This window comes from Polaromonas jejuensis NBRC 106434, assembly GCF_001598235.1.
Lineage (GTDB): Bacteria > Pseudomonadota > Gammaproteobacteria > Burkholderiales > Burkholderiaceae_C > Polaromonas > Polaromonas jejuensis.
The window spans coordinates 47873-72382 of the sequence record NZ_BCYO01000001.1 but is presented as its reverse complement, the minus strand read 5'-3'; the positions used below and the strand labels follow the sequence as shown (position 1 = coordinate 72382).

General features: G+C 60.5%; 25 protein-coding genes. 11 read left to right on the top strand and 14 right to left on the bottom strand.

Going from position 1 to position 24510, the window contains the following annotated elements:
* Positions 1-2: 2 nt before the first annotated feature.
* From PJE01S_RS00360 to PJE01S_RS00345, 4 genes are all read right to left on the bottom strand, one after another.
* Positions 3-716, bottom strand: a complete 714-nt coding sequence (locus PJE01S_RS00360; protein WP_068831157.1) for a DUF3348 domain-containing protein — start codon at positions 714-716, stop codon at positions 3-5.
* A 1179-nt stretch (positions 717-1895) separates the two neighbouring features.
* Positions 1896-3062, bottom strand: a complete 1167-nt coding sequence (locus PJE01S_RS00355; protein WP_068831156.1) for an FAD binding domain-containing protein — start codon at positions 3060-3062, stop codon at positions 1896-1898.
* Positions 3059-4054, bottom strand: coding sequence for a TIGR03571 family LLM class oxidoreductase (locus PJE01S_RS00350; protein WP_245660505.1), 996 nt, complete (start codon positions 4052-4054; stop codon positions 3059-3061). The genes PJE01S_RS00355 and PJE01S_RS00350 overlap by 4 nt, the downstream gene beginning before the upstream one ends.
* 2 nt (positions 4055-4056) lie before the next feature.
* Positions 4057-4716 (bottom strand): DsbA family oxidoreductase, encoded by a 660-nt coding sequence (locus PJE01S_RS00345; protein ID WP_068831155.1) that lies wholly within the window; start codon positions 4714-4716, stop codon positions 4057-4059.
* Between the two features lie 104 nt (positions 4717-4820).
* Between PJE01S_RS00345 and PJE01S_RS00340 the strand changes: the two genes are divergently transcribed.
* Positions 4821-5732, top strand: coding sequence for a LysR family transcriptional regulator (locus PJE01S_RS00340; RefSeq protein ID WP_068831154.1), 912 nt, complete (start codon positions 4821-4823; stop codon positions 5730-5732).
* Positions 5733-5785: 53 nt separating this feature from the next.
* Here PJE01S_RS00340 and PJE01S_RS00335 read toward each other — a convergent pair whose 3' ends face one another.
* Positions 5786-6235 carry an acyl-CoA thioesterase gene (locus PJE01S_RS00335; protein WP_068831153.1) on the bottom strand — a complete coding sequence of 150 codons (450 nt, stop codon included), beginning with the start codon at positions 6233-6235 and terminating at the stop codon, positions 5786-5788.
* Positions 6236-6533: 298 nt separating this feature from the next.
* On the opposite strand from PJE01S_RS00335, the gene PJE01S_RS00330 reads away from it, so the two are divergent.
* Positions 6534-7019 (top strand): hypothetical protein, encoded by a 486-nt coding sequence (locus PJE01S_RS00330; RefSeq protein WP_157090179.1) that lies wholly within the window; start codon positions 6534-6536, stop codon positions 7017-7019.
* Here PJE01S_RS00330 and PJE01S_RS00325 read toward each other — a convergent pair.
* The 4 genes from PJE01S_RS00325 to PJE01S_RS26250 form a co-directional block, all read right to left on the bottom strand.
* On the bottom strand, positions 7014-9287 hold the full coding sequence (locus PJE01S_RS00325; protein WP_068831151.1) for a xanthine dehydrogenase family protein molybdopterin-binding subunit: 2274 nt from the start codon (positions 9285-9287) through the stop codon (positions 7014-7016). The two genes, PJE01S_RS00330 and PJE01S_RS00325, sit on opposite strands and share 6 nt — an antisense overlap.
* Entirely contained in the window at positions 9284-9775 is a 492-nt protein-coding gene (locus PJE01S_RS00320; protein ID WP_068831150.1) for a (2Fe-2S)-binding protein, read from the bottom strand. The genes PJE01S_RS00325 and PJE01S_RS00320 overlap by 4 nt, the downstream gene beginning before the upstream one ends.
* Positions 9772-11091 carry a c-type cytochrome gene (locus PJE01S_RS00315; protein WP_068831149.1) on the bottom strand — a complete coding sequence of 440 codons (1320 nt, stop codon included), beginning with the start codon at positions 11089-11091 and terminating at the stop codon, positions 9772-9774. Before PJE01S_RS00315 ends, PJE01S_RS00320 begins: the two co-directional genes overlap by 4 nt.
* A gap of 163 nt (positions 11092-11254) precedes the next feature.
* Entirely contained in the window at positions 11255-11554 is a 300-nt protein-coding gene (locus tag PJE01S_RS26250) for a helix-turn-helix domain-containing protein (RefSeq protein WP_068831148.1), read from the bottom strand.
* On the opposite strand from PJE01S_RS26250, the gene PJE01S_RS25690 reads away from it, so the two are divergent.
* On the top strand, positions 11508-11678 hold the full coding sequence (locus PJE01S_RS25690) for a hypothetical protein (RefSeq protein ID WP_218017488.1): 171 nt from the start codon (positions 11508-11510) through the stop codon (positions 11676-11678). The two genes, PJE01S_RS26250 and PJE01S_RS25690, sit on opposite strands and share 47 nt — an antisense overlap.
* Here the strand turns inward: PJE01S_RS25690 and PJE01S_RS00305 are convergent.
* From PJE01S_RS00305 to PJE01S_RS00295, 3 genes are all read right to left on the bottom strand, one after another.
* On the bottom strand, positions 11664-12881 hold the full coding sequence (locus PJE01S_RS00305) for an FAD binding domain-containing protein (RefSeq protein WP_068831147.1): 1218 nt from the start codon (positions 12879-12881) through the stop codon (positions 11664-11666). The genes PJE01S_RS25690 and PJE01S_RS00305 overlap by 15 nt on opposite strands.
* 20 nt (positions 12882-12901) lie before the next feature.
* A complete protein-coding gene (locus PJE01S_RS00300) occupies positions 12902-13378 on the bottom strand; it encodes a VOC family protein (RefSeq protein ID WP_068831146.1) in 477 nt (158 codons plus the stop codon).
* 122 nt (positions 13379-13500) lie between these two features.
* A complete protein-coding gene (locus PJE01S_RS00295) occupies positions 13501-14193 on the bottom strand; it encodes a TetR/AcrR family transcriptional regulator (protein WP_245660504.1) in 693 nt (230 codons plus the stop codon).
* Between the two features lie 118 nt (positions 14194-14311).
* On the opposite strand from PJE01S_RS00295, the gene PJE01S_RS00290 reads away from it, so the two are divergent.
* The 7 genes from PJE01S_RS00290 (at position 14312) to PJE01S_RS26245 (ending at position 20882) form a co-directional block, all read left to right on the top strand.
* Positions 14312-15538, top strand: a complete 1227-nt coding sequence (locus PJE01S_RS00290) for an ABC transporter substrate-binding protein (RefSeq protein ID WP_084389274.1) — start codon at positions 14312-14314, stop codon at positions 15536-15538.
* Positions 15539-15572: 34 nt separating this feature from the next.
* Positions 15573-16673: an alkene reductase gene (locus tag PJE01S_RS00285; protein WP_068831143.1), complete on the top strand. Its 1101-nt coding sequence runs from the start codon at positions 15573-15575 to the stop codon at positions 16671-16673.
* Positions 16674-16694: 21 nt separating this feature from the next.
* The gene (locus PJE01S_RS00280; protein ID WP_068831142.1) at positions 16695-17579 is read left to right on the top strand and encodes a branched-chain amino acid ABC transporter permease; all 885 of its coding nucleotides are present in this window, start codon (positions 16695-16697) and stop codon (positions 17577-17579) included.
* On the top strand, positions 17576-18583 hold the full coding sequence (locus tag PJE01S_RS00275; protein WP_245660502.1) for a branched-chain amino acid ABC transporter permease: 1008 nt from the start codon (positions 17576-17578) through the stop codon (positions 18581-18583). Before PJE01S_RS00280 ends, PJE01S_RS00275 begins: the two co-directional genes overlap by 4 nt.
* Positions 18573-19325 (top strand): ABC transporter ATP-binding protein, encoded by a 753-nt coding sequence (locus PJE01S_RS00270; protein WP_068831140.1) that lies wholly within the window; start codon positions 18573-18575, stop codon positions 19323-19325. The genes PJE01S_RS00275 and PJE01S_RS00270 overlap by 11 nt, the downstream gene beginning before the upstream one ends.
* Before the next feature lie 15 nt (positions 19326-19340).
* Positions 19341-20045 (top strand): ABC transporter ATP-binding protein, encoded by a 705-nt coding sequence (locus PJE01S_RS00265; protein WP_068831139.1) that lies wholly within the window; start codon positions 19341-19343, stop codon positions 20043-20045.
* Positions 20046-20144: 99 nt separating this feature from the next.
* Positions 20145-20882, top strand: a complete 738-nt coding sequence (locus tag PJE01S_RS26245; protein WP_084389273.1) for a LuxR C-terminal-related transcriptional regulator — start codon at positions 20145-20147, stop codon at positions 20880-20882.
* A 164-nt stretch (positions 20883-21046) separates the two neighbouring features.
* Here PJE01S_RS26245 and PJE01S_RS00255 read toward each other — a convergent pair whose 3' ends face one another.
* On the bottom strand, positions 21047-22324 hold the full coding sequence (locus PJE01S_RS00255; protein WP_068831137.1) for an MFS transporter: 1278 nt from the start codon (positions 22322-22324) through the stop codon (positions 21047-21049).
* A gap of 97 nt (positions 22325-22421) precedes the next feature.
* Between PJE01S_RS00255 and PJE01S_RS00250 the strand changes: the two genes are divergently transcribed.
* Positions 22422-23363 carry a LysR family transcriptional regulator gene (locus tag PJE01S_RS00250; RefSeq protein ID WP_084389309.1) on the top strand — a complete coding sequence of 314 codons (942 nt, stop codon included), beginning with the start codon at positions 22422-22424 and terminating at the stop codon, positions 23361-23363.
* Positions 23364-23555: 192 nt separating this feature from the next.
* Here the strand turns inward: PJE01S_RS00250 and PJE01S_RS00245 are convergent, their stop codons facing one another.
* Entirely contained in the window at positions 23556-24194 is a 639-nt protein-coding gene (locus PJE01S_RS00245; RefSeq protein WP_068831135.1) for a hydrolase, read from the bottom strand.
* Positions 24195-24510: the final 316 nt, after the last annotated feature.

Sequence of the window (24510 nt, the reverse complement as noted above, 5' to 3'; positions counted from 1 at the left end):
GGCTACTTCTTAACCTCTTTGCTGAATGCTTCAATCAATCCTACGACCGGCTGCAACCGGACCTCCAGTTCCGCCAGCAAGACTTCCTGCATCTCCTTGCCGAAGACGTCCTGTTGCTGCGCAGCGTCCAGCCCGAGCTGGTGGGTTTTGCGCAAGTGCTCGAAACGCCGTTCAAGCAGCACGGGCACGCTTGACAGCAGTTTTTGCTCCCGACCACCGAGCATCTGCTCCATCACGGTATCGAAGCTTGCCAGCTGCCCGAGTTGGGGAGAGAGCTTCGTGAGGGCTTGCCGGACATAGGCACGCAAGGCATCAATCCTCAATGCCATCTGGCGTTGCTGATCGAGATAACGCTGGTGATACGGTGCATAGCCAGCGTCCGTTTCCGTGGCGGCTTCTGGCTGGGGTACGGGGTTCCTGACAAGTTTGCCGCTGGCAGGGGCTGCACCGCCTGCCGTGATGGCCTTCACCAGGGCCGTTCGCACCCGCTGAAATTCTTCTTCCAGGGCGAAGGTTCTGGCCAGCGGCGCATCCGATGGTTTCTTTTCGTCAACCGTATTGATCGACTGGTGCGCCGCATGGAGCGTGATGGCATCGAAAACGCCCAGCCACTCGCCCAGTCGTTCCGCAAAATCCTGCCTCGACGCATCAACCTCCACAGAGGCCCAATCACTGAGCAGGCGAACGAATCTTGAACCGCTGAAAATCCTGCGCAAATACATTCCTTTGACGTTGCAACGTGGGACCAAAGTCAGTCGGACTCTACACAAGTAGCCAAAGTCATCGACAACATGCACCCAATCGAGACCACCACCGCCGACACCGCAAAAAGACGCCTTTGAAATAAGGTCTGTCGGAACTTGAACCGGGCCGTCCCTACGACCAGAGACGCTCATCAGTCGGTCAGTGACACGGCTACCTACAGAAATAGCCCAATGGTCACTACTGAATTTTGAGAAATTTTGTGGGCACAGGCTGGGCACGATATGGGCACAGAGTAGGCACAAAAGCAAAACGCCCACATGAAGTGGGCGTTTGCTACCAGCCTAGACTTTGGGTTATGAGAGTTCAAACACTAATATGTAACTCGTTAGGTTTTAGTCGGTGCCAAATGCTTTTTTCACACTCTATAGCGTGATTTTATCAGTATTGCAGCACTTTGCTCCAGTGCCTGGTGGCGTGACATGACGCCTATTTAGATCTCCCGCGAATCGATTCGATGTCACACCAGATTTCTTGCCCCTCCAATGATCCGACTCATTCACGACCATTGGGGTCACAAAGAAATCACAATTCGAATTTGAAAAATATTGGACGTCCTTAATAAAAAGTATGGACTAAAGCGTCCAGTTCAGCGCCCAACACCGGGCGAAAAAACACCCTTCCTTTTGGTCTTTGAACTGGAGCACGTGCGCCTGCATGCACGTGTCGTGCAAAGTCTTTTGAAACTACAACACCGCTATTCACTCCGTCCGCTGCTGCGCTTTTGCGCGTCATAAGTGCGCCCGATGATCTCACCGGGATAGCTCACTCACTGCCGGTTATTTTGTCCTGCGTCCAAGCGGCAGCAGAGCTGCGGCCGAACGAACCCTTAAAAAAATGGGTCGAGGTCACTGAAGAGATGCAACGGCGCTTTAGCGCCACCAAGTCTCTTACCGAGGGCGTAACTCTCCATTTCTTCAATAAACCGGAGAGGCCAACCAAATCCTATGAACAGTTCATGAATTGGCGCGTTCCGGCCTTAAGAGTCGGACCTGCGTTCGACGTACACGCGCTACTGGGTCGCGCTGCTATTCAATCTGCATCAATGAATCGGGTCATCCCCAGTGACCTCACCCTCCGCGTTTTGCCCAAGCATTAGCGCCACTGCGTTTTGTCCTCGCGCATGTTTTATGTCACTCCTCTTCAGACGGGGCACCGATGGGATGAATGTTCATGATCCGGTCACCGATGGACATGCCCCATGTGGTCATTCCTATTCCTTGGCGAAGCTGCCCTGCCTGCCAATGGGCAAGACTCTTGTCGACATCTGCGCCGTCAGCACGCAGCGCTTGGGCCAAAGCGACGGCGTTGGCGGCGGCTTTGGCCGTACTTCCGGCGGTATGCGGCCGCGGCACGAACGCGGAGTCCCCAAGCAAAATGACCCGGCCGTAAACCATCTGCGGCACCTGCAAGTCCAGAATGGCCTGAACGAAGGGTTCATCGGTCGCCTCTACCAAGCGCTGAAATGTCGGGGCCAAGAAGTCTCTTGATGCCTGGTGCATTTCGGCTATATCGCTGTCCTTGGGTGCGCCGGGCGGCAGAGAGAACGCATGGCGGACACCGTCGCGGTCAGTCAGCAAATCCGAGAGGTTGGCACCTGCGCCAACCTTGCGGTACCAGACCCAGTTCCAGCGACGCTCGCCTTTTGTGGTCGACTCGTCCTCGCCCGGGACCATGTATTCGAGCATGAGATGGCCAAGCCCTTGTTGAAAGGCGAACGTACCTCCCAGTACTGCCGCCGCATCGGCAGGCAGCCTCGATTCCGGCACCAGCCCACGCCAGGCAACATAACCGGCGTAGCTCGGATCGTGGCCGGGCATCACCTGCTTGCGAACCGATGACCGTGCCCCGTCGGCACCAATCAGCAGGTCACCGGTTTCAACTCGACCGCTTGCGAAATGCGCATGAATGCGGTCTCCTTCCTGCTCGAAGCGGGTAAATTCCTCGCCGGCATGCACCATCTCGGCTGGCAGCGCTCGCTTCATCGCGCCATAAAGCATGTTCCAGGAGGTCTGCGTCTGCGGCATGAACTGCCGCTGTATGACACGGTCATCCCGGTTGAGGTAAATGCGGTCACCCGACTGCACCCCGAGCGCACTCGAGTGGACAATGCCCGCAAAGCGGAAAGCCGCCAGGACGTCGGGCTGCAGCACCACCCCGCCGCCGCGGCTGTCGAGTTCGTGTGGTGAGCGTTCGAAGACGTCCACGTCCCAGCCGATGGCACGCAGCGAGGTGGCAGCGAAAAGGCCGCCCAGAGACCCCCCAATGATGATGGCACGGGGGGTTTTGGTGGTATTCATGAGTAATCTTTCTCTTTCAGAGACGTCAATTCGGCGGCCAGGCCTGGCAGAACGTCCAATCCAATTTCTTCGACCACTTCCATGGCCGGCCGGGGGCCTTGTGCAAGGTGCAACATGACGTGACCGACGCCCGCACGCTCCATTCGGGCCAAATACGAGACCAGCGCGCGACGACCTGCGCGCAGGCCCAGCTCCAGCGGCTCTGCCGGCGCATCAGGTGATTCCAGCAAGTCCAGATGCACGGACTGCACGAACGGCTTCGGCTCGCCGCCCACCCGGTCGCGCAGCGCGGACTGCCACAGGCCAATTCGACCCTGCTGGCGCACCTCGTCACGGTGATAGGTTGCCCAGGCGTCGGCATTGGTTGCAATCCACTGAAGGGACTGGCGTGCCGAGCCGACCACAACCATCGGGACGCGAGTGATGGGGGCAAGCATGAGGTCGTACCCACCGGTGGCCTGTAGCAGGGGTGCGCGTTCGGACGAACGCGGCTCCAGCGCCGAGCGCAGCACATTCCACTGACTCCGAAACCTTTCGCCGCGGTCACTGAACGTTTCCCCGAACGCGGCAAACTCCGCGGGCCGGTCACCCGAACCGAGGCCCAGGATGAAACGCCCCTCGCTCAGGCGGTCCAAGGTCAAGGCCGATTTGGCCAAGTGCAGTGGGTCGCGCAGCGGCAATACAGCGGCGGCGGTGCCGAGGGCGATGTTGCGCGTGACGGCAGCCAGTGTCGCCAGCCACAGGAACGGGTCGTCCAAGGGACTGGACTCGTTGTCAGCGCCCTGGGGGACCATCAACGGCACGTCGCGTGCCCACAAGGCAGCAAAGCCGTGGTGGTCCGCTCGTTCAGCAATCTTCCGCTCCAGTGCCATGTCGGCCATCGACCCGGCCGGACGTGCAGCCGGTGTCATGAGACCCATGGTCATCCGGCCCGCGCCCAGCGCGATTGAATAAGCCCGGTTGACTGGGCCCATGACGCCGGTTTGGTTCATGCTCAGGCCACCGGTTCTGCGACCGCCGCTGCGCGCAACGCTTGTGCCATCACGTTGGAGGGCTGCGCGCCGCTGACCTGAACGCCTGCGATGCGAATCGTGGGAACCGACTGCACCCCGGCGACCGAGGCGCGAAGCTCTGACGCAACAACCTCGCGCTCCCCTTCGTGGGTTTCCAGGAAGGCGCGCACGACATCCCCATTGAAGCCATTGGCCACTGCCAGGTCCACCAGGACATCGACAATGCCGATGTTCTTGCCTTCGGAAAAGTACGCCGAGAAGATGGCCTCGTAGAGCGCCGCACTCTTGGCGCCGTCGCCTTGCAACTGCGCCCAGTACATCAGCCGGTGCGCCTGACGCGTGTTCGGTGTGACCGCCACCCGGTCATAGTTGAACTGTGCGCCTACGCGTTGTCCAGCCATCGCGACGTCGGCATCCATGGCTTGCGAGCGCGCCCAGCTGCCGAACTTGCGGCTGCGGTATTCCTTGCGGTTCAAGCCTTCCTTGGGCATTTGGGGATTGAGCTCGTACGGAACGAACCGCAACTGAACGGCCGCCGCATCGAGGCCGGCGCGCTCGATGCCGTCCTTCAAATTCCGGTGGCCAATCCAGCACCACGGGCAAATAAAGTCGGAAACAACTTCTACTTCGACTGATTTCATCTTTGAACTCCTTGTTGGGATGCATAGAAGATAAGCGTTGCAGGCAGAATAGAGAATATGTTAGAAATGCAACCCAGCTTTGCGCCTTGCGCAACAAATGTTATATGGATAAATTGCAAGCCTTGCAGGCATTCGTCGAAGTAGCGGAATCTCGTGGCTTTTCTGAGGCGGCGCGTCGCATGGGCGTGGCCACGTCTTCGGTGACGCGGCTCATAGATGCCTTGGAGCAGTCGTTGGGCACGGCCCTCCTCACACGAACAACCCGGCAAGTCACGCTGACCGATACCGGAACCGCGTACCTTGAGCAAGTCCTTCGGGTCATCGCCGAACTTGAGGAGGCAGACGACAGCGTTGCAGACACCAGCGGAGAGCCGGTTGGGCCGCTTCGGGTGTCGATGCCCGTCACTTACGGGCGCCTGTGTCTGGGACCTCATATAGCGAGCTTCCTCAAGACCTATCCTCGCGTTTCCCTGGACCTGGTGCTTTCGGATGCCTACCTCGACCTCGCAAGCGAGCGCATCGACGTAGCCGTCCGCATTGGCGTTCGGTCCCAGGAACCCAATCTGGTCGTCCGCACGCTGGGTGAGCACCACCGGTTCGTCGTCGCGAGCCCGGAGTACCTTGAGCGCGCGGGTTTGCCCCTGAAACCCCAGGACCTGGCGGCGCATGAGTGCTTGCGGTTCTCGTATCAGCCAGGCAGACAGCGCTGGGCTTTCCTGCGTGGCGGTGACACCGAACAGGTCGAAATTGGTGGGCGCTTCCTCGTCAACAGCTCCGACATGCTTCGCGAGGCGGTTCTTGGCGGCGTCGGCATCGCGCTGCTTCCCCAGTGGCTGGTCGGCAACGACGTTCGCGCTGGCAAGCTGCAGCGGCTGTTTGAGGACTGGCAGGTCAACCCACAGCAGGAGACCGTCTCCGTGTACGCCGCCTATCTGCCCAATAGACGGCATTCGCGAAAGGTTCAGGCCCTGCTGGAGTTTCTCGAGCAACACGTCACACGAGCCAGCGAAGGCTGAAGAGCGAGCCGTGAGGGCAGACATTGGATGCCTTTTGCAACTGGACCTGGTTCTCAACGCCCAACGAGGCGTTTCTTCACTTCAGCGGCCAGCGTCTTCCCCGCATCATCGGTCGGATGAAATGGCTCCACTGCGACCGGTTTTCCGTCCGCATCGACAAGCACCATGACGATGGCGCACTCCGTTGTCTTCTCCAGTCCACCACCTTTAAGGTCGCCCGAACGCACCTCGACCGCAATATTCATGGACGTGTCCCCTGTGTACGCAAGCCGCGCTTCCACTTCGACAACATCACCAATCTTGATGGGTCTGACGAAACGGATTCCGCCGACATAGGCGGTGACGCAGTAGCGCTGCGACCATCCGCTTGAGCATGCGTATCCTGCCTGGTCTATCCAGCTCATGACGGTACCGCCATGCACCTTGCCACCAAAGTTGACGGTGCAGGGTTGCGCGAGAAAGCGCAACGTAAAGTGTGTGGTTCGCTGCGTGATAGTGGCCATGACAATCCCCTCAGTGCATGCATAGCGAGACAGCCGCTTCCTTCATCACTGCCTCCGGCATACGGCAACCATCCTGAAATGCCGGCCCCTTGGCATATGGGCCATGGGTCAGCAGAACAGGGAACCGACTCTCGCGCGCTGGACGGTAGACGTCGGTTCGCGTTCGCCGCCGATCACAAGACGACAGTCGACGTGAGCACGACCGGCAAGGACGCTGGTCGACAGCTGATGAACGGTACGGGGCTTTGAGCTCCAGACGCCGAGCGCGATGGTTGCATGGCCCATCGGAAAGCCGAACATGTACTTCAAACCCGGCGCAGGCCAGCACGTGGCCAGCCTACCCGTCGTGCCTGGTTCCGGGGGTGCGAAGGGCAGCGGCCTCGCTTGGATCGAAACCGGTGAGTCTGAAGAAACATTCAAAGAGTTGCTCGGCGACGTTGCCTCACCTAGGAATTTCCAGTTCGAGATTCGCTACAACGGAGGCACGGCCGGGCTTTACGCCATGGGCATCAACATGCGCAAGGGCCTGAAGGAAATCAGGCGCAATGCCGTGAAGCATCAGGCCTGCCCCCGCGTGCCGTGCCGCCGCCGGACGCGGCGCGGTAGTAGCGCGGAATGGGACCGTTCTGCGGCATGGTGTCGGTGCCAAGGTCGAGGCCGAGTGTCCCTGGTTTCCGGCCAGATGTTGATGGGCGAAGGCAATGGCCATCGCGCCCTCGCTAACCGCCGATGCGATACCGCTGGCGGAAATGTTGACACGTGCAAGGGATATCCGTCGTCATGAGGCACTCCCAGGGGAAGCGCCTAGCATGAGCTTGACGCGTTGCGGACTCAGCGGCATCTCACGCAGGCGCTGGCCAGTGGCATCTGCCAGTGCATTCGCAAGCGCCGCGGCAGCAGGTCCCTGACCGGCTTCTGCCGTGCCCAGGAAAGGCAGGCCGGGCCGATCGACGATGTGCACCTCGATCGAATGGGGCACGTCGGAGAATCTGTGGATGGGATAAGCGCTCCAGTCGAAGCTGCTCCTGTGCGTCGAGTCGAATGTCGCCTGCTCGGCCGTTGTCCAGCTGAGCGACTGGACGATCGCGCCTTCGATCTGGTTGCGAATTCCGTCGGGGTTCACCGCCTGCCCGCTGTCCACTGCAGAGACCACGCGCCGCACCGCGATGCGGCCGGTCTCCTGCTCGACCTCGACTTCCATCGCGATGGCGCAGTACGCACCGATGTTCTTGTAGCGGGCAAATGCCATGCCGCAGCCTTTCAATGCGCCGCCGCGCGGCCGTTTCGACCAGTCGAAGCGCTGTGCGACCGTCTGCATCACGGTGCGCGCACGCTCGTCCTTCATATGAGCCAGCCGCAACGTCAGCGGATCCACGCCGGCCGCTTTGGCCAGTTCGTCGAACATGCATTCGATCGAGAACACATTGAGGTGCGCACCGAGCGAGCGCAGCGCGGACACGCGCAGCGGCATATCCTTGATGAAATGGTAGTTGACCTTCATGTTGGCCAGCGCATAGAGCGGGTTCGAATTCCGGCTGCCGTCACCTTCGGGCATTGGAATCGGCTTGCCTTCCGGCATCGGGAAGGACGGGCTCACTTCCTGACCCGCAATCACGCCGCCCGCGCCCACCGGGCGGTTGTTGTGTGGGTTGCTCCAGACGTCATGGCGCCATGCAACGATGCGGTTATCCGCATCGAGCGATGCTTCCAACTCCGTGAACATGCCAGGGCCCAGTGGCTCCCAGCCCTGCTCCTGTTCGCGCATCCACTGGAGCCGGATCGGCCGACCCGGCACTGCGCGTGCGATGAGGGCAGCGTCGGCGGCGGCATCGTCGGCGCCATTCTGCCCATAGCAGCCGGCACCCTCGGCGTGGATCGCATGCACCTTGTTCAGTGGCAAATCGAGAAGGTCCGCCACAACGCGACGGACATCGAAAATCCCTTGGCTGTGGCTCCATACGGTCATCACATCGTCTTTGAACAACGCCACCGCGCAGGACGGACCGATCGAGCCATGGTGAAGCCAAGGCCGCACATAGCTCGCCTTGATGGTGCGTGTCGCCGGCGCGGTGCGGTCGTTCGTGTCGAGGATGACAATATTGCGCGATGGCAGGCTTTTGAGCGTCTGCGTCACCGTCGTGAGCGGTAACGGCGGTGCGGTGCGCATGAAACGGCCCGCCTGCAACTGACGCATCGCGATGATGGCGCTCCATTCGCTTTCGGAAACGACCGCCATGAAGCCAGCGTTCCGCACCACCTTGACATCGGTTGGAAGGCGAGCCAGGGCGGCTGCATCGACCTGCGTCAGACGCGTGCCGTAGCTGGGCCCGCGTACCACACGGGCATGCAACATGCCGGGCAGCCGTATGTCGTGCACGTAGGCGACGCCGCCGCTCAGCTTGGCGGGAATGTCGACGCGTGGCAATGACTTGCCCATCGTGCGGAATCGGGCAGGCTCGCGCAGCGGTACATTCGCCAGCGCCGACACATGCATCGACAACCGCGCCGCGACTTCCCCATAGCCTGCGGAACGTCCGTCGCTGGACAGCAGCCGGCCGTCGCCGGTCGTCTGCACGGACGCTTCGCTCACTCCCCACTGTGTTGCTGCTGCGCGCGTCAGCAGCATGCGGACGTTTGCCGAGGCGTTCTGGATCGCCGTGCCGCTGTCCTGCATCGAGTGGCTGCCAGCGGTCAGTCCTTCGTTCGGTGTTCGTGCTGTATCGGCGGTCACTAGCGCGATATGCGCGGGCATCACGTCCAGCTCCTCAGCGGCCACCTGGATGAGCGCCGTTCGGATGCCCTGCCCGAGTTCGGCCTTTCCCGTGAACACGGTGATCTTTCCATCCGAGTCGATGCGGATCCAGGCGTCGAGGAGCGGTGTGCGCTTCAGATCGCCCGCCAAATCGGGCGCAATCACCTCTGGTGCGGCACTCCCCTCGCCGCCGCCGGCCAATTGCGACCGCGCTCTTTGCAAAAGGGAGAAACCGACGACAAGAGCGCCGGCGGCAAGCAGTGAACGGCGCCGAAATGGAAGGTTTTGCGGCGTACTCACGGCATGTCCTTTCCAGTCGCCACCCGAGCGCTCAGCATGTCGACGGCGCGACGAATCGCGCGCAGGATGCGCACGTGCGTCCCGCAGCGACACAGGTTCGGCTGCATGTGGGCACGGATCTCGTCGTCGCTGGGTCGTGGATTCTTGTCAAGCAGTGCCTGCGCACGCATCACCATGCCCGCGATGCAGTAGCCGCATTGGGCCGCTTGCTCCAGTTCAAACGCCTGCTGCAGAACGCTCGGCTTCCCGGCATTGCCGAGCCCTTCGATAGTACGGATAGTCCGCCCCTCGAGCGCAGCGATGGGCGTCACGCACGAAAAGACCGCGCGACCATCGACTTGCACGGTGCAGGCGCCGCACTGCCCAAGCCCGCAGCCGTACTTGGCGCCATTCAGCGCCAGGTCGTTACGCAACACGTACAGCAGCGGTGTTGATGGATCGGTTGCGACCACGCGACGCACGCCATTGATTTGGAGATGGAGTGTCATGGCGATGTGCCTTCCTTGCGGGCCGTTGCCACGCTGCGTTCCAGGTCGCTCCATGGCGGCTGATCGGTGAATCGGGCCCGTACATAGGCCGCGAGCGCTGCGACCTGCGCATCGCTCAGCGCATCGGAGAATCCGGGCATGAAGGGCCGCTGTTCTGGGGTGGAGGTGCGCAACCCCTGCAAGATGGCCATCACGGTGTTGTGCGGCTCGCCCGCTTGGACGGATGTTACGAGCGAAAGCGGCGCGCGCCCTACCCTCGACATGGGTGCCCCATCGCCGTGACACCCTGCACAAGCGCCCGCGAAGAGGATGGCGCCGACGGGCTGTTCTCGCGCCGCGGATTCAGTGTGATCGATCAGTGCCCCTGCCGCAGGCGATAACCTGGGCTGCGTGCCGCCCGCAGGATGCATCGCTGCGTCGATGTAGACCGCAATGGCTTTCACGTCGTCTTCCGATGCGCCTGCCAGCGCATGCGATACCGGGCCCATCGGGCCGCCCGCCATGCCATGCCGGGCATCCGCACCGGTGCGCAAATAGCGAAAGAGAGAATCGGCGTTCCAGCGCGACACCGACGGGTTACTGCCGTCAAGCGGCGGTGCGATCCATCCCTCGGCGCTGCCGCCGGTCAGCGCGAGGTGAGACTTTTCCGCCCCGAGCGCGTTGCGCGGTGTGTGACAGCCACCGCAATGCCCGAGGCTTTCGACCAAGTAGCCGCCGCGGTTCCATTCGGCACTCTTCGTGGCATCCGGGATGTAAGGCGTTTGAGGGAGAAAGAGAAACTTCCAGCCCGCCAGCAACGGTCTGAAGCCAAGCGGCGGAATGAGTTCATTCGGCGGAGGCCGCGAAGCGACGGCCTCGCGCGTCATGAGAAACGCGTACAGCGCCGCCAGATCAGTGGTGCTCGTCTTCGTGAAGTGCTCATAGGGCAATGCCGGATACAGATGCTCCCCATTTCTCCTTACGCCCTCGCGCATGGCGCGCTGAAAGGCCTCGACCGACCAGCTACCGATGCCGGTACCGGCATCAGGAGTAATGTTCGTGGCATAGAGCGTGCCGAATGGTGTGGCAAGTGCCTTTCCGCCGGCGAAGGGTTTCCCTCGCTCGGCCGTATGGCACACGGCGCAGTCCCCCACCGCAGCGAGCGAAGCACCCCGCTGTATCTCCGCCTTGGAAAATTTCGCATCCACGGGCCGTTCTATCTCTGGCATCGCGGATCGAAGCGTCAAGGCCCAAGCGGCTAATGCGCCCACGGACGCCATCGCCAGGGCACCGGCAAAGATCTTGGCCCGGCGTCGATAGCGAGTTCTCATGGTCATTGCAAGCTCCGTGGGACGACGCCATGGCGTTCAGGCTTCGGCGCGTCAATCAACAACAAGCTTGGATTCTCAGTGCGTTTGGGGCTTGAACAATGCGGCGTTGATTTCTCGTTTTGTGCGATATCGTGGATTGTGGAGCCGGGTAAAACGAGTGCCCACGGGCTCAGTCGCCGACCTGCATCCTTTGGCGCCAATTGCCAGGCGGTGTGCGGGTGCACCGGGTGAAGACGCGCGTGAAGTGACTTTGGTTTGCAAAGCCGCACGCCGCAGCGACGTCTGCGAGCAGGCGCTCGAATTCCGCGAGGAGAGAGCGCACACGCTCCAGCTGTTGGGCGATCCGTCGCTGATGCCGCATCTTGCTCGTGGTCCCGCGAAATGCATGTATGGAATAGCTGCATGAGAGGTTGCAGACGCCCGTGATCTCGGTGATCGAAATGATGCTGTCGATCTTGCAGCGCGACATTTCCTTCGCCGCTATGCACCTTGCCACCAAAGCTGACGGTGCCGGGTTGCGCGAGAAAGCGCAACGTCAAGTGTATGGTTCGCTGCGTAATAGAGGCCATGGCAATCCCTCAGTGCATGCGTAGCGAGACAGCCGTTTCCTTCATCACTGCCTCTGGCGTACGGTACTTTTCCGCCATCTCGCGTTCATGCGGCGTACGAATCTGCGCTTGCATGTAGGCACCGAGGGACCGGGCGTGGCCAACAATGAACTCGCCAAACTCGACACGCGGCGTCTCGTAAGCTTTCAGTGCCGCAATGATATCGCTATTCTCTCCCAGGGCTTTGACCAACGCCACCGCATCGCCGGCCGCCTTGGTGACGCCCATGCCGCAGTGCGGACGCGCAACAAAGGCAGCATCACCAAGAAGTGCCACCCGGCCAAACGCCAGCTTTTTAGCCTCCAGGTCGAAGATGGGTTGGAAGAAGAGGCTCTCGGTCTTATCCACCATCTCCGCGAACTGCGGAGCGAGCACGTCGCGCGCCGCCTGGCGCGCCTTTGCCAGGACTTCGGGTCGGATAAGCGGTGGCGGAATGCCGTCCATCCAAACTTTACCGGTCGCGTCGGTCACCAAGTCGCGCAAGGTCGTTGCCTCGTCAGCGGGCCGGTACCAGACAAAGTTGTAGCGGCGCTTGCCGGGCTCGACCGCGTTGTTTTTGCCGGCCACTGGATAAGCAATCATCTGCTCATGAGGCGGCAAGCCGAATGCGAAGTAGGGAAACATTTCCTTTTTGGCCCGCTCTGAAAGCGCCGACTCCTCGACCAGGCCACGCCAGGCGATGTAGCCGGCGTACAGTGGTTTGGAATCTGGCACCAATGAATTGCGGACGATGGAACGAACGCCATCCGCCGCCACAAGGACGTCACCAGTCACGGACTCGCCGTCTGCGAAGCGGGCTGTCACTGAGTTTTCATCTTGCTCAAATGACGTCAAGGTCTTGCCGTTGTGATAGCGCTCACTGGGGAATGCAGACCTCAGAACATGAAACAGCCGGCTCCACGCGGTAAGTGTCTGGGGGAGTGCCCGCGAGCCAACCGTCTCACCGTCACGCCCCAGCGTCACCCGTTCCTCGACTTTCACACCGATGGAGTCGTCGACTACGACACCCGCTTGGCTTAAGATTTCCATGAGTTCCGGGTGCGTCACGATGCCGGCACCCCGCCCCTCCAGCTCCTCGGCCACGCGCTCGTACACATGGACGTCCCAGCCGGCCCGAACCAGTAAATTGGCCGCAAAGAGGCCCCCAAGGGAACCGCCGACGACGATAGCTTTCTTGCCTTGTGTCATGAATGTCTCCTTGTGGCCGTTCAGCCGTTGTGCTTCTCAGCCGCCGCGCCCGGTGCACCCGGAACCCTTGCCTCATCGGCCGCGAAGTTCAGCTCGATGGTTATGCCCGAGGGGTCTTCAACAAATACTTGGTGCAGGCCGATACTTGGGACCGTGCGCTCGCGGTACGGGTAGCCAGCCTTGCGCAAGCGCTCATGCATGTCGGCCAGGTCACTGGCCAAAAACGCCAAGTGGTCAACCGCTGCGCTGCCATGCAGACTCTCCTCGGCTTTATCCCCCAGGTAGTCCTTAAGCCCACAGGGGTCGTCCTTGTCAATGCCGATAAGGTGAACGACGCCGAAGTCCGCTTCATCTCCGCCTCGATAGAGCCAGACACCAGGAAAATTGAAGGGCGGCCGAAACCCCGCCTTGAAGCCGAGCACGTCGGTGTAGAAGTGCTTGGAGGCGTCCAGCTGAGTCGTCCGGACGGAGAAATGGGCCAGCTTGTTTATCGGCATTGGGTACTCCTGTTTAATTTAACTTATCAATAGATAAATAATAAACGAAAGAAAAATCCCCCGCAAGCGTTTTTTTACCAGGCTGCGCCCGCCCCCCCCTAAAGAACTGATTGAGGCTGAGCTCAGCCACCCCTTTGAGTTTTCAGCACTACGGGTACGCCATGAATGAAAGCATCTACCCGCATGTCGATGAGGCGTTCCAGGTTTTTCGGTGTTGGCAAGTCATAAACCCATTTCCTGACACCGATGTAGAAGACGCTTGAGTGCATTGCCCAGACCAGTTCGACCTCGTCATCCTCGGCAGCACTGTCCGCCGGCTCCGGGATGCCGTACTCGTGGCGCATTTCACGAGCGATAACCAGGAAGTGGCGCTCACGAAGACGTCCCAAGTACTTCTGGTTGATGCCGCCCCGGCTCAGGCCCGCGTAGATGAAGATGCGCACCCATTCACTCCTAAGGACAAAGCGGGCATAGTCCTTAAAGTAGCGCTTGAGCCGGTCTGCCAGCGGCGAGGAGCGGTCCGCCAGCCACTCTTCCCACTCGGGGTTCCAGCGCCGAACGAATACCTCGTCATAGACCCGGTCGACCAATGCCTCCTTGGTGGGGAAATACCGGTACAACAAAGGCTGCGTCACCCCCATCTCCCTGGCAAGGTCGCGTGTGCTGGCGTCGAAGCCATGGCGCGCGAAGAACGCGATGGCAGCCTGCACGATTTGATGCTCCCGGTCCTCCGGGGCCAAGCGTCGCCGCGGGGAGGCAAGCTCCTTGAGGGGGTCTGTTAACGGAACCGCGGCCGTGTTTTCCAGCGTCATCATTTACTCCGGGTTTTCCCTAGTTAATTTATCACTTGACAAATAAAATGACATGCATAAACTTATCAAACGATAAATAGCATACCACTTGCTGTCACGTTCGGAAACCCGGAGAACCCCCATGACCCAATTCAGTCTCACCCCACCCCACTCGGCTCGCAAGGCGCTACACGCGGTAACCGCTATGTCGTTCGCCCTCGTGCTAGGCGCCGCGCACGCACAAGCCATCAAAATTGGTCTGCCGGTGCCGCTCACTGGCCCTTACGGTGCCGAAGCCAAAGACCAGGTTCGCAACGCTGAGCTGGCGATCAAGGAGTTCAACGACGCCGGCGGGCTGACCGGTCGCAAGGCCGAGCTCCTGGTCCGAGACGACAAGCTCAATCCTGGCGAAGCGGCCACCCGAACGCTTGAGCTCATCGAAAAGGACCAAGCCCACTTCATCGTCGGCGGCCTGTCCGCAGCGACCCAGCTGTCCATCAACAACGTGACCAAGCAGCGCAAGGTCATCTATGTGTCCATCAGCCAGTCCGATGCCATCAACGAAGCCACGGATGCCGGCCCCTACACCTTCCACGAGGCGTTGAACCCGCACATGACGACCCAGGCAGTGGGCCGCTACGTCTTCAAGAAGGGCATGCGTGTGGCATTCCTCACGGCTGACTACGCCTACGGACAGGAAATGACGCGCGGCTTCACACGCGTGGCCAAGGAAATGGGCGCGGAAGTCGTCGGTGAGGTCAAGCATCCGCTTGGCCACCAGGACTATTCCACCTTCCTTCCGCGCATCCAGGCCATGAAGCCCGACGTGCTCATCTTCAACAATTTCGGCAGTGACAACCGGATTTCCATCAAGCAGGCCAACGACTTCGGCATGAAGAAGGCCATCAAGTTCGTCACGCCCATCATGACGTACACGACTCGCGTCGCAGGCGGCGCCACGACCTACGAAGGCGTCATTGGCGGAACGCAGTACTTCTGGGGCATCCAGGACAGCACGCCCTCGGCCAAGGCCTTTAATGCCGCCTTCCGTACCGCCAACGAAGGTCGATATCCTTCCGACTATGGCGCGATGGCTTACTCGGCCGTCAAGTCGCTGCTCATTGCCGTCAAGACAGCGGGCACCACGGACAGCGAGAAGGTCGCGGCCTCTTTGCGCACGCTGAAATACGACACCTACAAGGGCCCGCAATACTACCGCGCCTGCGACAACCAGTCGGTTCAGTCAGTTCTTGTCATCGAGTCGAATTCCAAGGAGGCACGCGACCCGACGGATGTTTTCAAGGTCCTCCATGTGGAGCCGGCCAGCGAGAAGCTGCTGCGCTCCTGCCAAGAGCTCGGCCTGAAGTGACTGAGCGTCACATTTTCAATTCTACGGAGCTGCCATGTCTGCTTTACTTACCTCGCTAGACCTGCACGGTCTGCATCTTCCTAACCGAACTGCCATGGCGCCGCTGACCCGCTGCCGTGCGGGCGACGGGGATGTCCCGCAAGCCATCAGTGCGGTGTACTACGCGCAGCGCGCATCTGCCGGTCTTATCGTGACCGAGGCGACCAACATCTCCCCAAAATCCTGCGCATTCGAAAAAGCGCCAGGCATTTACAGCGAGACCCAAGTGCGCGGTTGGCGACATATCACGGATGAAGTGCACGCAGCGGGCGGACGTATCTTCATGCAGCTTTGGCATTGCGGACGCGTGGGCGCTGACGCCATCCTGGAGGGTCAGCAGCCGCTGTCCCCATCTGCGGTAAATGACGACCTGGACGCGCTGCAGGTGTGGGGTTTGATGGCCAATGGCCGCTATGCCCGCATTGCCGCGACGCCCTCGCGCGCGATGACGCTGGACGAAATCGAGGATACCGTGGCGGACTATGGCAAGGCCGCCTCGAATGCAATGAAGGCGGGCTGTGATGGCGTCGAAATTCACGCTGCGAATGGGTATTTGCCGCATCAGTTTCTCTCACCAACAATCAATCGGCGCAACGACAAATATGGCGGTAGCTTGCAAGGTCGGCTTCAGTTCCTGCGTGAGGTGATCGAGGCAGTGCTCGTCCACGTCGACCCCAAGCGCGTAGGTGTTCGCATCTCTCCATTCGCCGCTTACAACAACACTCGAGACCCACATCCCGAAGAAACGTATGCCGCCGTTGCGGAGATGCTCGCCACGTACGGCGTTGGCTACCTGCACCTGGCCGACACCAACGCATGGGCCGGTGCTCCCGACATGCAGCGCATCCTGGAAATCGTTCGGCCACGCTACTCCGGCGTCTTGATAGGTAACGGTGGCATGAGCCCGCCCGACGCCGAGAAGCTGGTCTGGGACGGTAGCTTGGACATGGTGGCTTTCGGCCGCCCCTTCCTGGCCAATCCCGACCTCCCCGCAAGAATAGGCCAAGGCGGCCCCTACAACGAGCCTCGCCCCGTCGGCTGGTACGGCGGCAGCGCCGAGGGCTATACCGACTACCCCGCCCTGCAAGCCGCTTGACCGGCCTTATTAGGAATCCCCATGGACGGCATCACACCCCAGCTGCTGGCATTGCAGCTCTTTACTGGCCTGGCGCTTGGCGCCATCTATGTGCTTTTGGCAGTGGGCCTCTCGCTCATCTTCGGCATGCTCACGGTCGTTAACTTTGCGCATGGAGCGTTCTTCATGGTAGGCGCCTACGTCGGCCTGTTCGCAACGGAGAAAACGGGGAGCTTCTGGGCTGCCCTGGTCATAACGCCCATCGCCGTGGCCGCCATCGGCATGCTCTGCGAACGCTGGCTGATTCGACCGCTGTATGGCCGAGGCATCGACTATCCACTGCTTCTGACGTTCGGCTTGGCCTACATGATGGTCGAGGGCGTGCGCATCATCTTCGGCAAAGCCGGCATACCATTCGAAACATCCGAAGTCCTGCAGGGTGCCACCAACCTGGGTTTCGCGGACTTCCCAACCTACCGGCTGTTCGTGATTGGCGTCGTGGCCGCACTTCTGGTCGCACTCTGGCTTCTCATCGAGAAAACCTCCTTCGGCCTCATCGTTCGCGCCGGAGCACGGGACCCGGTCATCGTGCGTGTTCTCGGCGTGGACGTGTCGCGTGTCTGGCTCATCGTATTCGGTGTCGGGACCGGCATCGCCGCCTTGGCAGGCGTTCTGTCAGCGCCGCTACAGGGCGTATCTCCGGAAATGGGAACCTCGGTCCTGACGATTGCATTCGTTGTGACAGTTGTCGGCGGGATGGGCTCACTGATGGGCGCGGTGGTCGCGGGGCTGCTGGTCGGGGTTGTCGAGAGCATGGCGGTCCTCTTTTTCCCGGAGGCAGCCAAGGTGTCGATGTTCGTCATCATGGCCGCGGTGCTTCTCGTGCGCCCGCAAGGTCTCTTTGGTCGCGCGGGACTGATGGCATGAAAGACCTCACCATGAACACTGCAATCAATCCGGTCTCGGCGCCCAAGCCTGGCTTGGCGTCGGGCTGGCTGCACCAGGTCGGCAAGCACAGAATACTGGCGACGCTCATCTTCTTCGCGGTCTTCCCATGGCTGATGCCTTATCAGTCTTTGGCCATCAACATCCTCATCTACGGGCTGTTCGCGGTTGGCTTCAATCTTCTGTTTGGCTATACCGGCTTGCTGTCATTCGGTCATGCTGCCTTTCTCGGGGTTGGCGCATATACGGCCGGTATCCTCATCGCCCAGCTAAGCGTGCCGTGGTGGCTGGCCATTCCGGCAGCCATCGTTGCCGCCTGCCTGGTGGCGCTCGTGATGGGGTTGTTGGCCATTCGAACACGGGGCATCTACTTCGCGATGGTGACGCTGGCGCTTTCCCAGTGCGTGTACTTCCTCATTTACCAGTTACCGGCCTCCGGTGGAGAAAACGGACTGCGCGGCGTCAATGTCAGCGAGGTAAGCCTTTTCGGACTCAAGCTAAATTTACTTGACCCGATGCAGAAGTATTACTTTGTCTTCGGCTTCGTCGCGTTCGCCATGGCCGTGCTGTCACGGATTCTTTCATCCCCATTCGGCGGTGTTATCGAAGCGGTGCGCGAGAACGAGTCCAGGGCCCGAGCCTGCGGCTTCGACATTGAGCGGACCAAGCTGCTGTCTTTCGGGCTGTCGGCTGGTTTTTGCGGCTTGGCAGGCGCACTGAACGCCATCCATCTGTCGAGCGTGCCCATCGAGACCCTGCACTACGCGACCTCCGGACTGGTCGTGATGCTGTGCCTGCTCGGTGGAATGGGAACCTACTTCGGTCCCTTCGTTGGAGCGGCCCTCTTCCTGCTCATTCAGGACCTGGCCTCGGGTTTGACCGAGCACTGGCAACTCTACGTCGGCGGCATTTTCGTCTTTTTCGTGCTTTTCTTTCCCAAAGGAGTTTGGGGCACGCTCCTCGAAAGGATTCGCTATGAGCGCTGAAGCAATCATTGAGACGCGCGGCGTTTGCAAGCGCTTTTCCGGCTTCACCGCCCTTAAGGAGGTGAGCGTAGGAATTCAAGCCGGAACGCTGACTTCCATCATCGGACCCAACGGTGCCGGCAAGAGCACCTTCTTCAACGTTCTCTCCGGTGCGCTTGAGCCTAGCGAAGGACAAATCTTCTTCATGGGCAGGGACATTACTGGCTTGAGACCTCATGAGTTCGCGCACGTTGGCATCGCGAAATCCTTTCAAATTACCAATCTTTTTCCAAATTTCACCGCGCTGGAAAACGTACGCATTGGGCTGCAAGCTCACGTGTCGCGCTACGGGTTGTGGCGCCGGCGCTCCGCGCTGCAAGGCCTCGACGAGGAGGCCGCATTGCTGCTGAAGACGGTCGGGCTTGCCGACAGAGCACGGCATTTGGCTCGTGAACTGGCACACGGCCAGCAGCGCGCCCTGGAGATTGCGGTGGCGCTCGCAGCTAAGCCGAAACTTCTTCTGATGGATGAGCCCACTGCAGGCATGAGCCCAGAAGAAACCAAGGTGATGATGGACCTTATCCGCAAGCTCGTAGAGCAGCGAACGGTCGTGCTGGTTGAGCACAAGATGAAGTTGGTGATGGGTATCAGTGAACGCATCGTGGTCCTCCATAACGGCGAGCTCATCGCAGAAGGCACCCCCGACGACATCCGAGCCAACGACCTGGTCAAACGCGTGTACCTGGGTCAAGGCACCCATTAATCTTAGGAGACAACCATGCTGAAAATCAATAACCTTCATGCCTGGTACGGACCCAGCCACATCCTGCAGGACGTCAACCTGGAGGTGAAGAAAGGCGAACTGGTCTGCCTCATCGGTCGCAACGGTGCAGGAAAAACAACCACGGTCAAGAGCGTCGCGGGGCTTATTCCCAAGGTGAAGGGCTCCGTCAAGTTCGAAGGGGAAGAGATTCTCGGCATGCCGGCTCACACCCGCTTCGCACGTGGCCTGGCCTACGTGCCGGAGGAACGGCGCATCGTGCCCGGACTGACGGTTCGCGAAAACATCCGATTGGGTCTGCTGGCGTCTCCCCTGCGCAGGCGCGAGTCAGAGGTTATTGACGAGATTGCCGAGACATTTCCTCGTCTGAAAGAGCGCCTAGACCAGGCGGCTATCACCATGTCCGGGGGCGAACAGCAGATGCTTGCTATTGCCCGCGCGGTGGCTTCTAAACCGAAGTTCGTTCTTCTGGACGAGCCGTCGGAAGGCATCATGCCGCTGCTCGTCGACGAGATGTTCGAGTATTTCACTGCGCTCAAGAAGTCTGGCGTCACGATTCTTCTCATCGAGCAAAACGTCGAACTTGCATTGCGCATTGCGGATCGCGCTTACATCCTCGACCAAGGCCAAGTCGTCTACCAAGGGACGGCGCAGGAGATGCTGGCCGATCAGGCGATTCAAGAACGCTACTGTGCGGTTTAAGGCGCCGCAATGTTCTAGGGAAACGCCCATATTTCGCTGCGATGCTTTGCGCTACTTTTTCCGCCAGGCGGTCTCGTTTCAGCAAACCAGGAGATTCAAATGGGCGTTACGGAGAAAACGAGAGTGTTGGTCGCACATCGCGTCCCACTTGTTGCCGCCGGACTTGTTGCCACCTTACGACATCAGTCAGTCGTCCCCGTAGAAATTACCAATCTGGATCCGCGCGAAGGAAGCACTTTGGGCTGGCTTAGGCGACACAGCACGGACGTAATTATTGTCGACTATGACGATGGGCTGAATGCAGCCACTCAGATCCGCAGTGCCCCAATAATCCGTGGCTCGGGCACGCCACGAGTGCTTATCCTCACTGGGCAAGATAGTGAGTGCGATATCCGACATGCCTTGGAGCGTGGAGTTCACGGATATGTATTGCTCTCATGCCGTCTGGAGGAGGTAATTGTCGCGGTTGAGGCGGTACGCCGAGGCGCCCGGCATTTGGGCCCCCTCGCTGCACAACGACTTGCAGAGAGCCTTACGCGAGCGCCGTTGACGATCCGTGAAATGGATGTACTAATGCTTTTGTCCGCGGGAGACTGCAACAAAGCGATCGGTAAAAAGCTCAACATCGCAATTGGCACTGTGAAGTCACACGTCAAATCAGTTTTGGAGAAGCTGGATGCCATCAGTCGCACAGAGGCCGCCGCAGTGGCCCGTCGGCGTGGACTCCTACCAATCGAAGCGCAAGCGCTAATGCCTTCTGCCCCGTTCGCATACGGCACCAGTCACAGGACATCGCGCAACACACCGCAGCCCCCCGAGCCCCACCAACCGGTTTGAATGGCTCGCACAAATCGCTCCATTAAGATCCCGGAAGTGCTTTGCAATTAGAGGAAATGGGGCCAAAGATCGCATCATGAACTTTCCCAGATCCGCGGTTTCGCGCCGCATCGCACAACTGGAGGGGCAATTGGGTGAACGCTTGATGCAGCCTGGCACCGGCGCTATCGCACCTTGCGTTGCGGCTCCCGGTGTGTCAGATCTCCCGTCGTCCCCCTCCACATCCGTACGATCAATGCGCCTGCAGCCGTTGCGGTCGCCAGGGCTACCACCCCCATCCATCCCCATTGCGCCAGTACCAGGCTGCCGAGCGCGGCCCCGGCGGCCATTCCGATGAACATGCCCGTGAAGAGCAGCGCATTCAGGCGGCTGCGCGCACTAGGGTCGATGCCATAAACGATGGTCTGGTGCGCAACCAGCGCCGCCTGGATTCCAAAGTCGAAGCCAATGGCGCTGGCAACGATCAACCACAGCTGCACATGGAGCGGTACCAAAGGCGCCAGAGCCATGGCCGCGAATGAGAGGGCGGCAAGTCCGGCCCCCAGACGGGTGACCAGTTCCGGTCCGTGTCGATCGGCAATACGGCCGGCCAGCGGTGCGGCGAGCGCTCCGGCCGCGCCAGCCAGTCCAAAGGTCCCCGCGGCCGCGCTGCCGAGGTGGAAGGGTGCTCCATGCAGCATGACGGCCAGCGTGGACCAGAAGGCGCTGAAACCAACAGAGAGCAACCCCTGCGACCAAGCCGCGCGACGCAATGCGCCGTGGCGTTGCCACAGTCGAGCCATCGATCCCAGCAGCGCGCCGTAGGCCAAGTGGGTCGTGGGGCGGAAGCGCGGTAGCCCACGCCACACCGTTATGCCAATGAGCCCCATGCCCACCGCCGCGGCGATGTACATTGTCCGCCAGCCGAAGTGCTCCGCAACGAAGCCGCTGACCACGCGCGACAGCAGGATGCCCAGCAGCAGCCCGGTCATTACCGTGCCAACGACCTTACCGCGGTGCGACTCTGGCGCCAGCGTGGCGGCAGCGGGCACGATGTCCTGGGCCAGGGTCGCCGCCAGACCGATCGTCAGGCTCGCGGCCAGAAGCCACGCGATGGATGGTGCGAGGCCTCCCACCAGCAACGCCAGGCCCAGCACTGCCGCCTTGGCCATAATGATACGGCGCCGGTCGTAACGATCGCCCAGCGGCGCCAGCAGCAGGATGCCCAGCGCATAGCCCAACTGCGTCAATGTAGGCACGAGGCCCACTGCACGATCCGTGGCGTGGATGTCCGAGCCCAGCACCCCCAACATCGGCTGGCTGTAGTAGAGCGAAGCCACGCTCATGCCTGCGCCAGTGGCTAGCAGTAGCACCAATGGGGTGGGCAGGTCGAGGGCTTGTCGGCTCTCGTCATTCCCCTTAAAGGGAACAGGCTTTGTATGCGTTGCTTGAATGGAAGACATGGTGAAAACCCTTTTCTGGTGGCAATGCTTGGATTTTGAGCGCTTGCTTTTGCGCGCGGTAGTAGCACGCGCCGCACTTTATATATACACTCAACGTATGAAAGAAAGAGTGGCGATCGGCGTCGACCGCATCGAACTGATGCAGACCTTCATTCGCATCGTGGAGACAGGCAGCCTTTCAGCTGCTGCTGCGCAGCTGGGTACCACCCAGCCCACGGTAAGCCGCCGCCTGCAGGCGCTGGAGCGTTCGCTGGGCCTGAAGCTGCTGCAGCGCTCGACCCATGTGATGAAGCTCACTGAAGATGGCGACCGCTGTTTCGCACGCGCCAGGGAACTGCTGGACAACTGGAAAGCCTTGGAAGCCGATCTGCGCGGCGCTGGCGACGAACCCGAGGGCACGCTACGCGTACTGGTGCCGCACGCCTTCGGCCAGCAGCAACTGGTGGCGCCGCTGGCAGACTATCTGCGACGCTATCCGCGCGTCGCGGTCGAATGGCTGTTGCACGACCGGCGTCCCGATTTCATCGCCGAAGGCATCGACTGCGCCATCCAAATCGGCGTGGTGGACAATCCGTCCGTCGTGGCACTCCAATTGTCCGAGGTTCCTCGCATCGTGGTGGCGGCGCCGGACGTGCTCAAGGGGGCCGCACCGCCGGTGCACGCTGCCGAACTGGAGACGCTGCCGTGGTTGGCACTGCGCACGTTCTACCGTACCGACGTGTCGCTCACGCGTGATTCCGACGGCGAAGTCTGCCGCTTCTCGATCCGCCCACGCATGAGCACTGACAGTCTCTACGCGCTGCGCACCGCGGCACTGCTGGGCCTGGGCGCCGGCATCGTCTCGGCCTGGCTGGTGGCGGACGAGATCGCACAAGGCCGGCTGTTGCATCTGGCCCCGCAATGGCGCGCTGCGCCGCTACCAGCGTACTTGGTCTATCCCTATGCGCGGTTCTATCCAGCCAAGCTGAGCCGCTTCCTCGAGACGATGCGGCAGATGATGCCCGCTGTGGTGGGTGGCGAGGGCCGCTCTCCAACATAACAATCTAGGCAAGCATCCGCCCAGTTGCAAAAAGACCGCTGCGGATAACTCGATTCGAGGAAACACTCCTGGCCATCCGACGTCCTCCACGGCTTGAGCAAAGCCGGCACGGTGTCTACGCGCTGCACCTGGTTGCACCCAAACAACATAGAGACCAGACGGTCGCCCACGCGATATTCGCGTCTCGTCGCTTCAGCCCCCTTCGCTTGCGTGTTCGCCCAACGCCCATTTTGAGAAGCGAACCTGAATGCCATACGGCGAGTGCTCCTTGAGGATTTCCATCACGCCGTCATAGGATTCGCCGCGAGCCCAGTCTTGCTGCAGTTCAAAACATACTTGTAGCGAGGTTACGGGAACCGCGCCGGCCTGTACCAGCCGCTGCACGGCACGCTCGTGTGCTTCTGGGCTCACGTCACCGCAGGCGTCGGTCGCAACGTACACCTCGTACCCCCCCTTCAGCAGATCCAGTGTCGGGAAAAGGACGCAAGCTTCGGTCCATAGGCCTGCCAAGATTAGCTTCTTGCGACCGGTGGCTTCCACTGCTTTGCGAAACTTGGCATCCAGCCATGCATTGATCGAGGTGCGATCAATTATCTCGGTACCCGGATACAGGTCGGCTACTTCCGGCATGAATGGACCGGAGAAGGAATCTCTCGCCACCGTCGAGAGCACAACCGGTAGTTTAAAAACTTTGGCAGATTTGGCGAGAACTTGTACGTTATGCACGACGCTCAGCCGGTCATGGCTCTGTACGCCTTGGTACATGGCCGGTTGAAAGTCGATAAGAAGCATAGCGGAGTTCTGCGGCGTTATTAAGTCAGTCTTGCTCATGATTGTCCTCAGAGGTTCGCTGCAGTCGCTGCAGCATCGGCACATTGAAACGACTTGGGAAGTCGGCTTCGGGGGTTGTATGGCGTCTCACACCAAATAGCGTGAGTCACTTAACATATGAAGTCTGCTTGCGCTACGCCAATTCGACATCCGCCTCATGAGCTCTGCCGAACTATCTCTTTAGAGATAGGCGGCGGAGGTTCACCCCGTTCTATCCAGCATCGGCAGCACTTTTTGGTTGCACTTGATTGAGCCCCTCTCCATCGTCAGCTTTGCCAGCCCAGCCGCTAAACAGGAGTGGGAGGACATCGGGCGG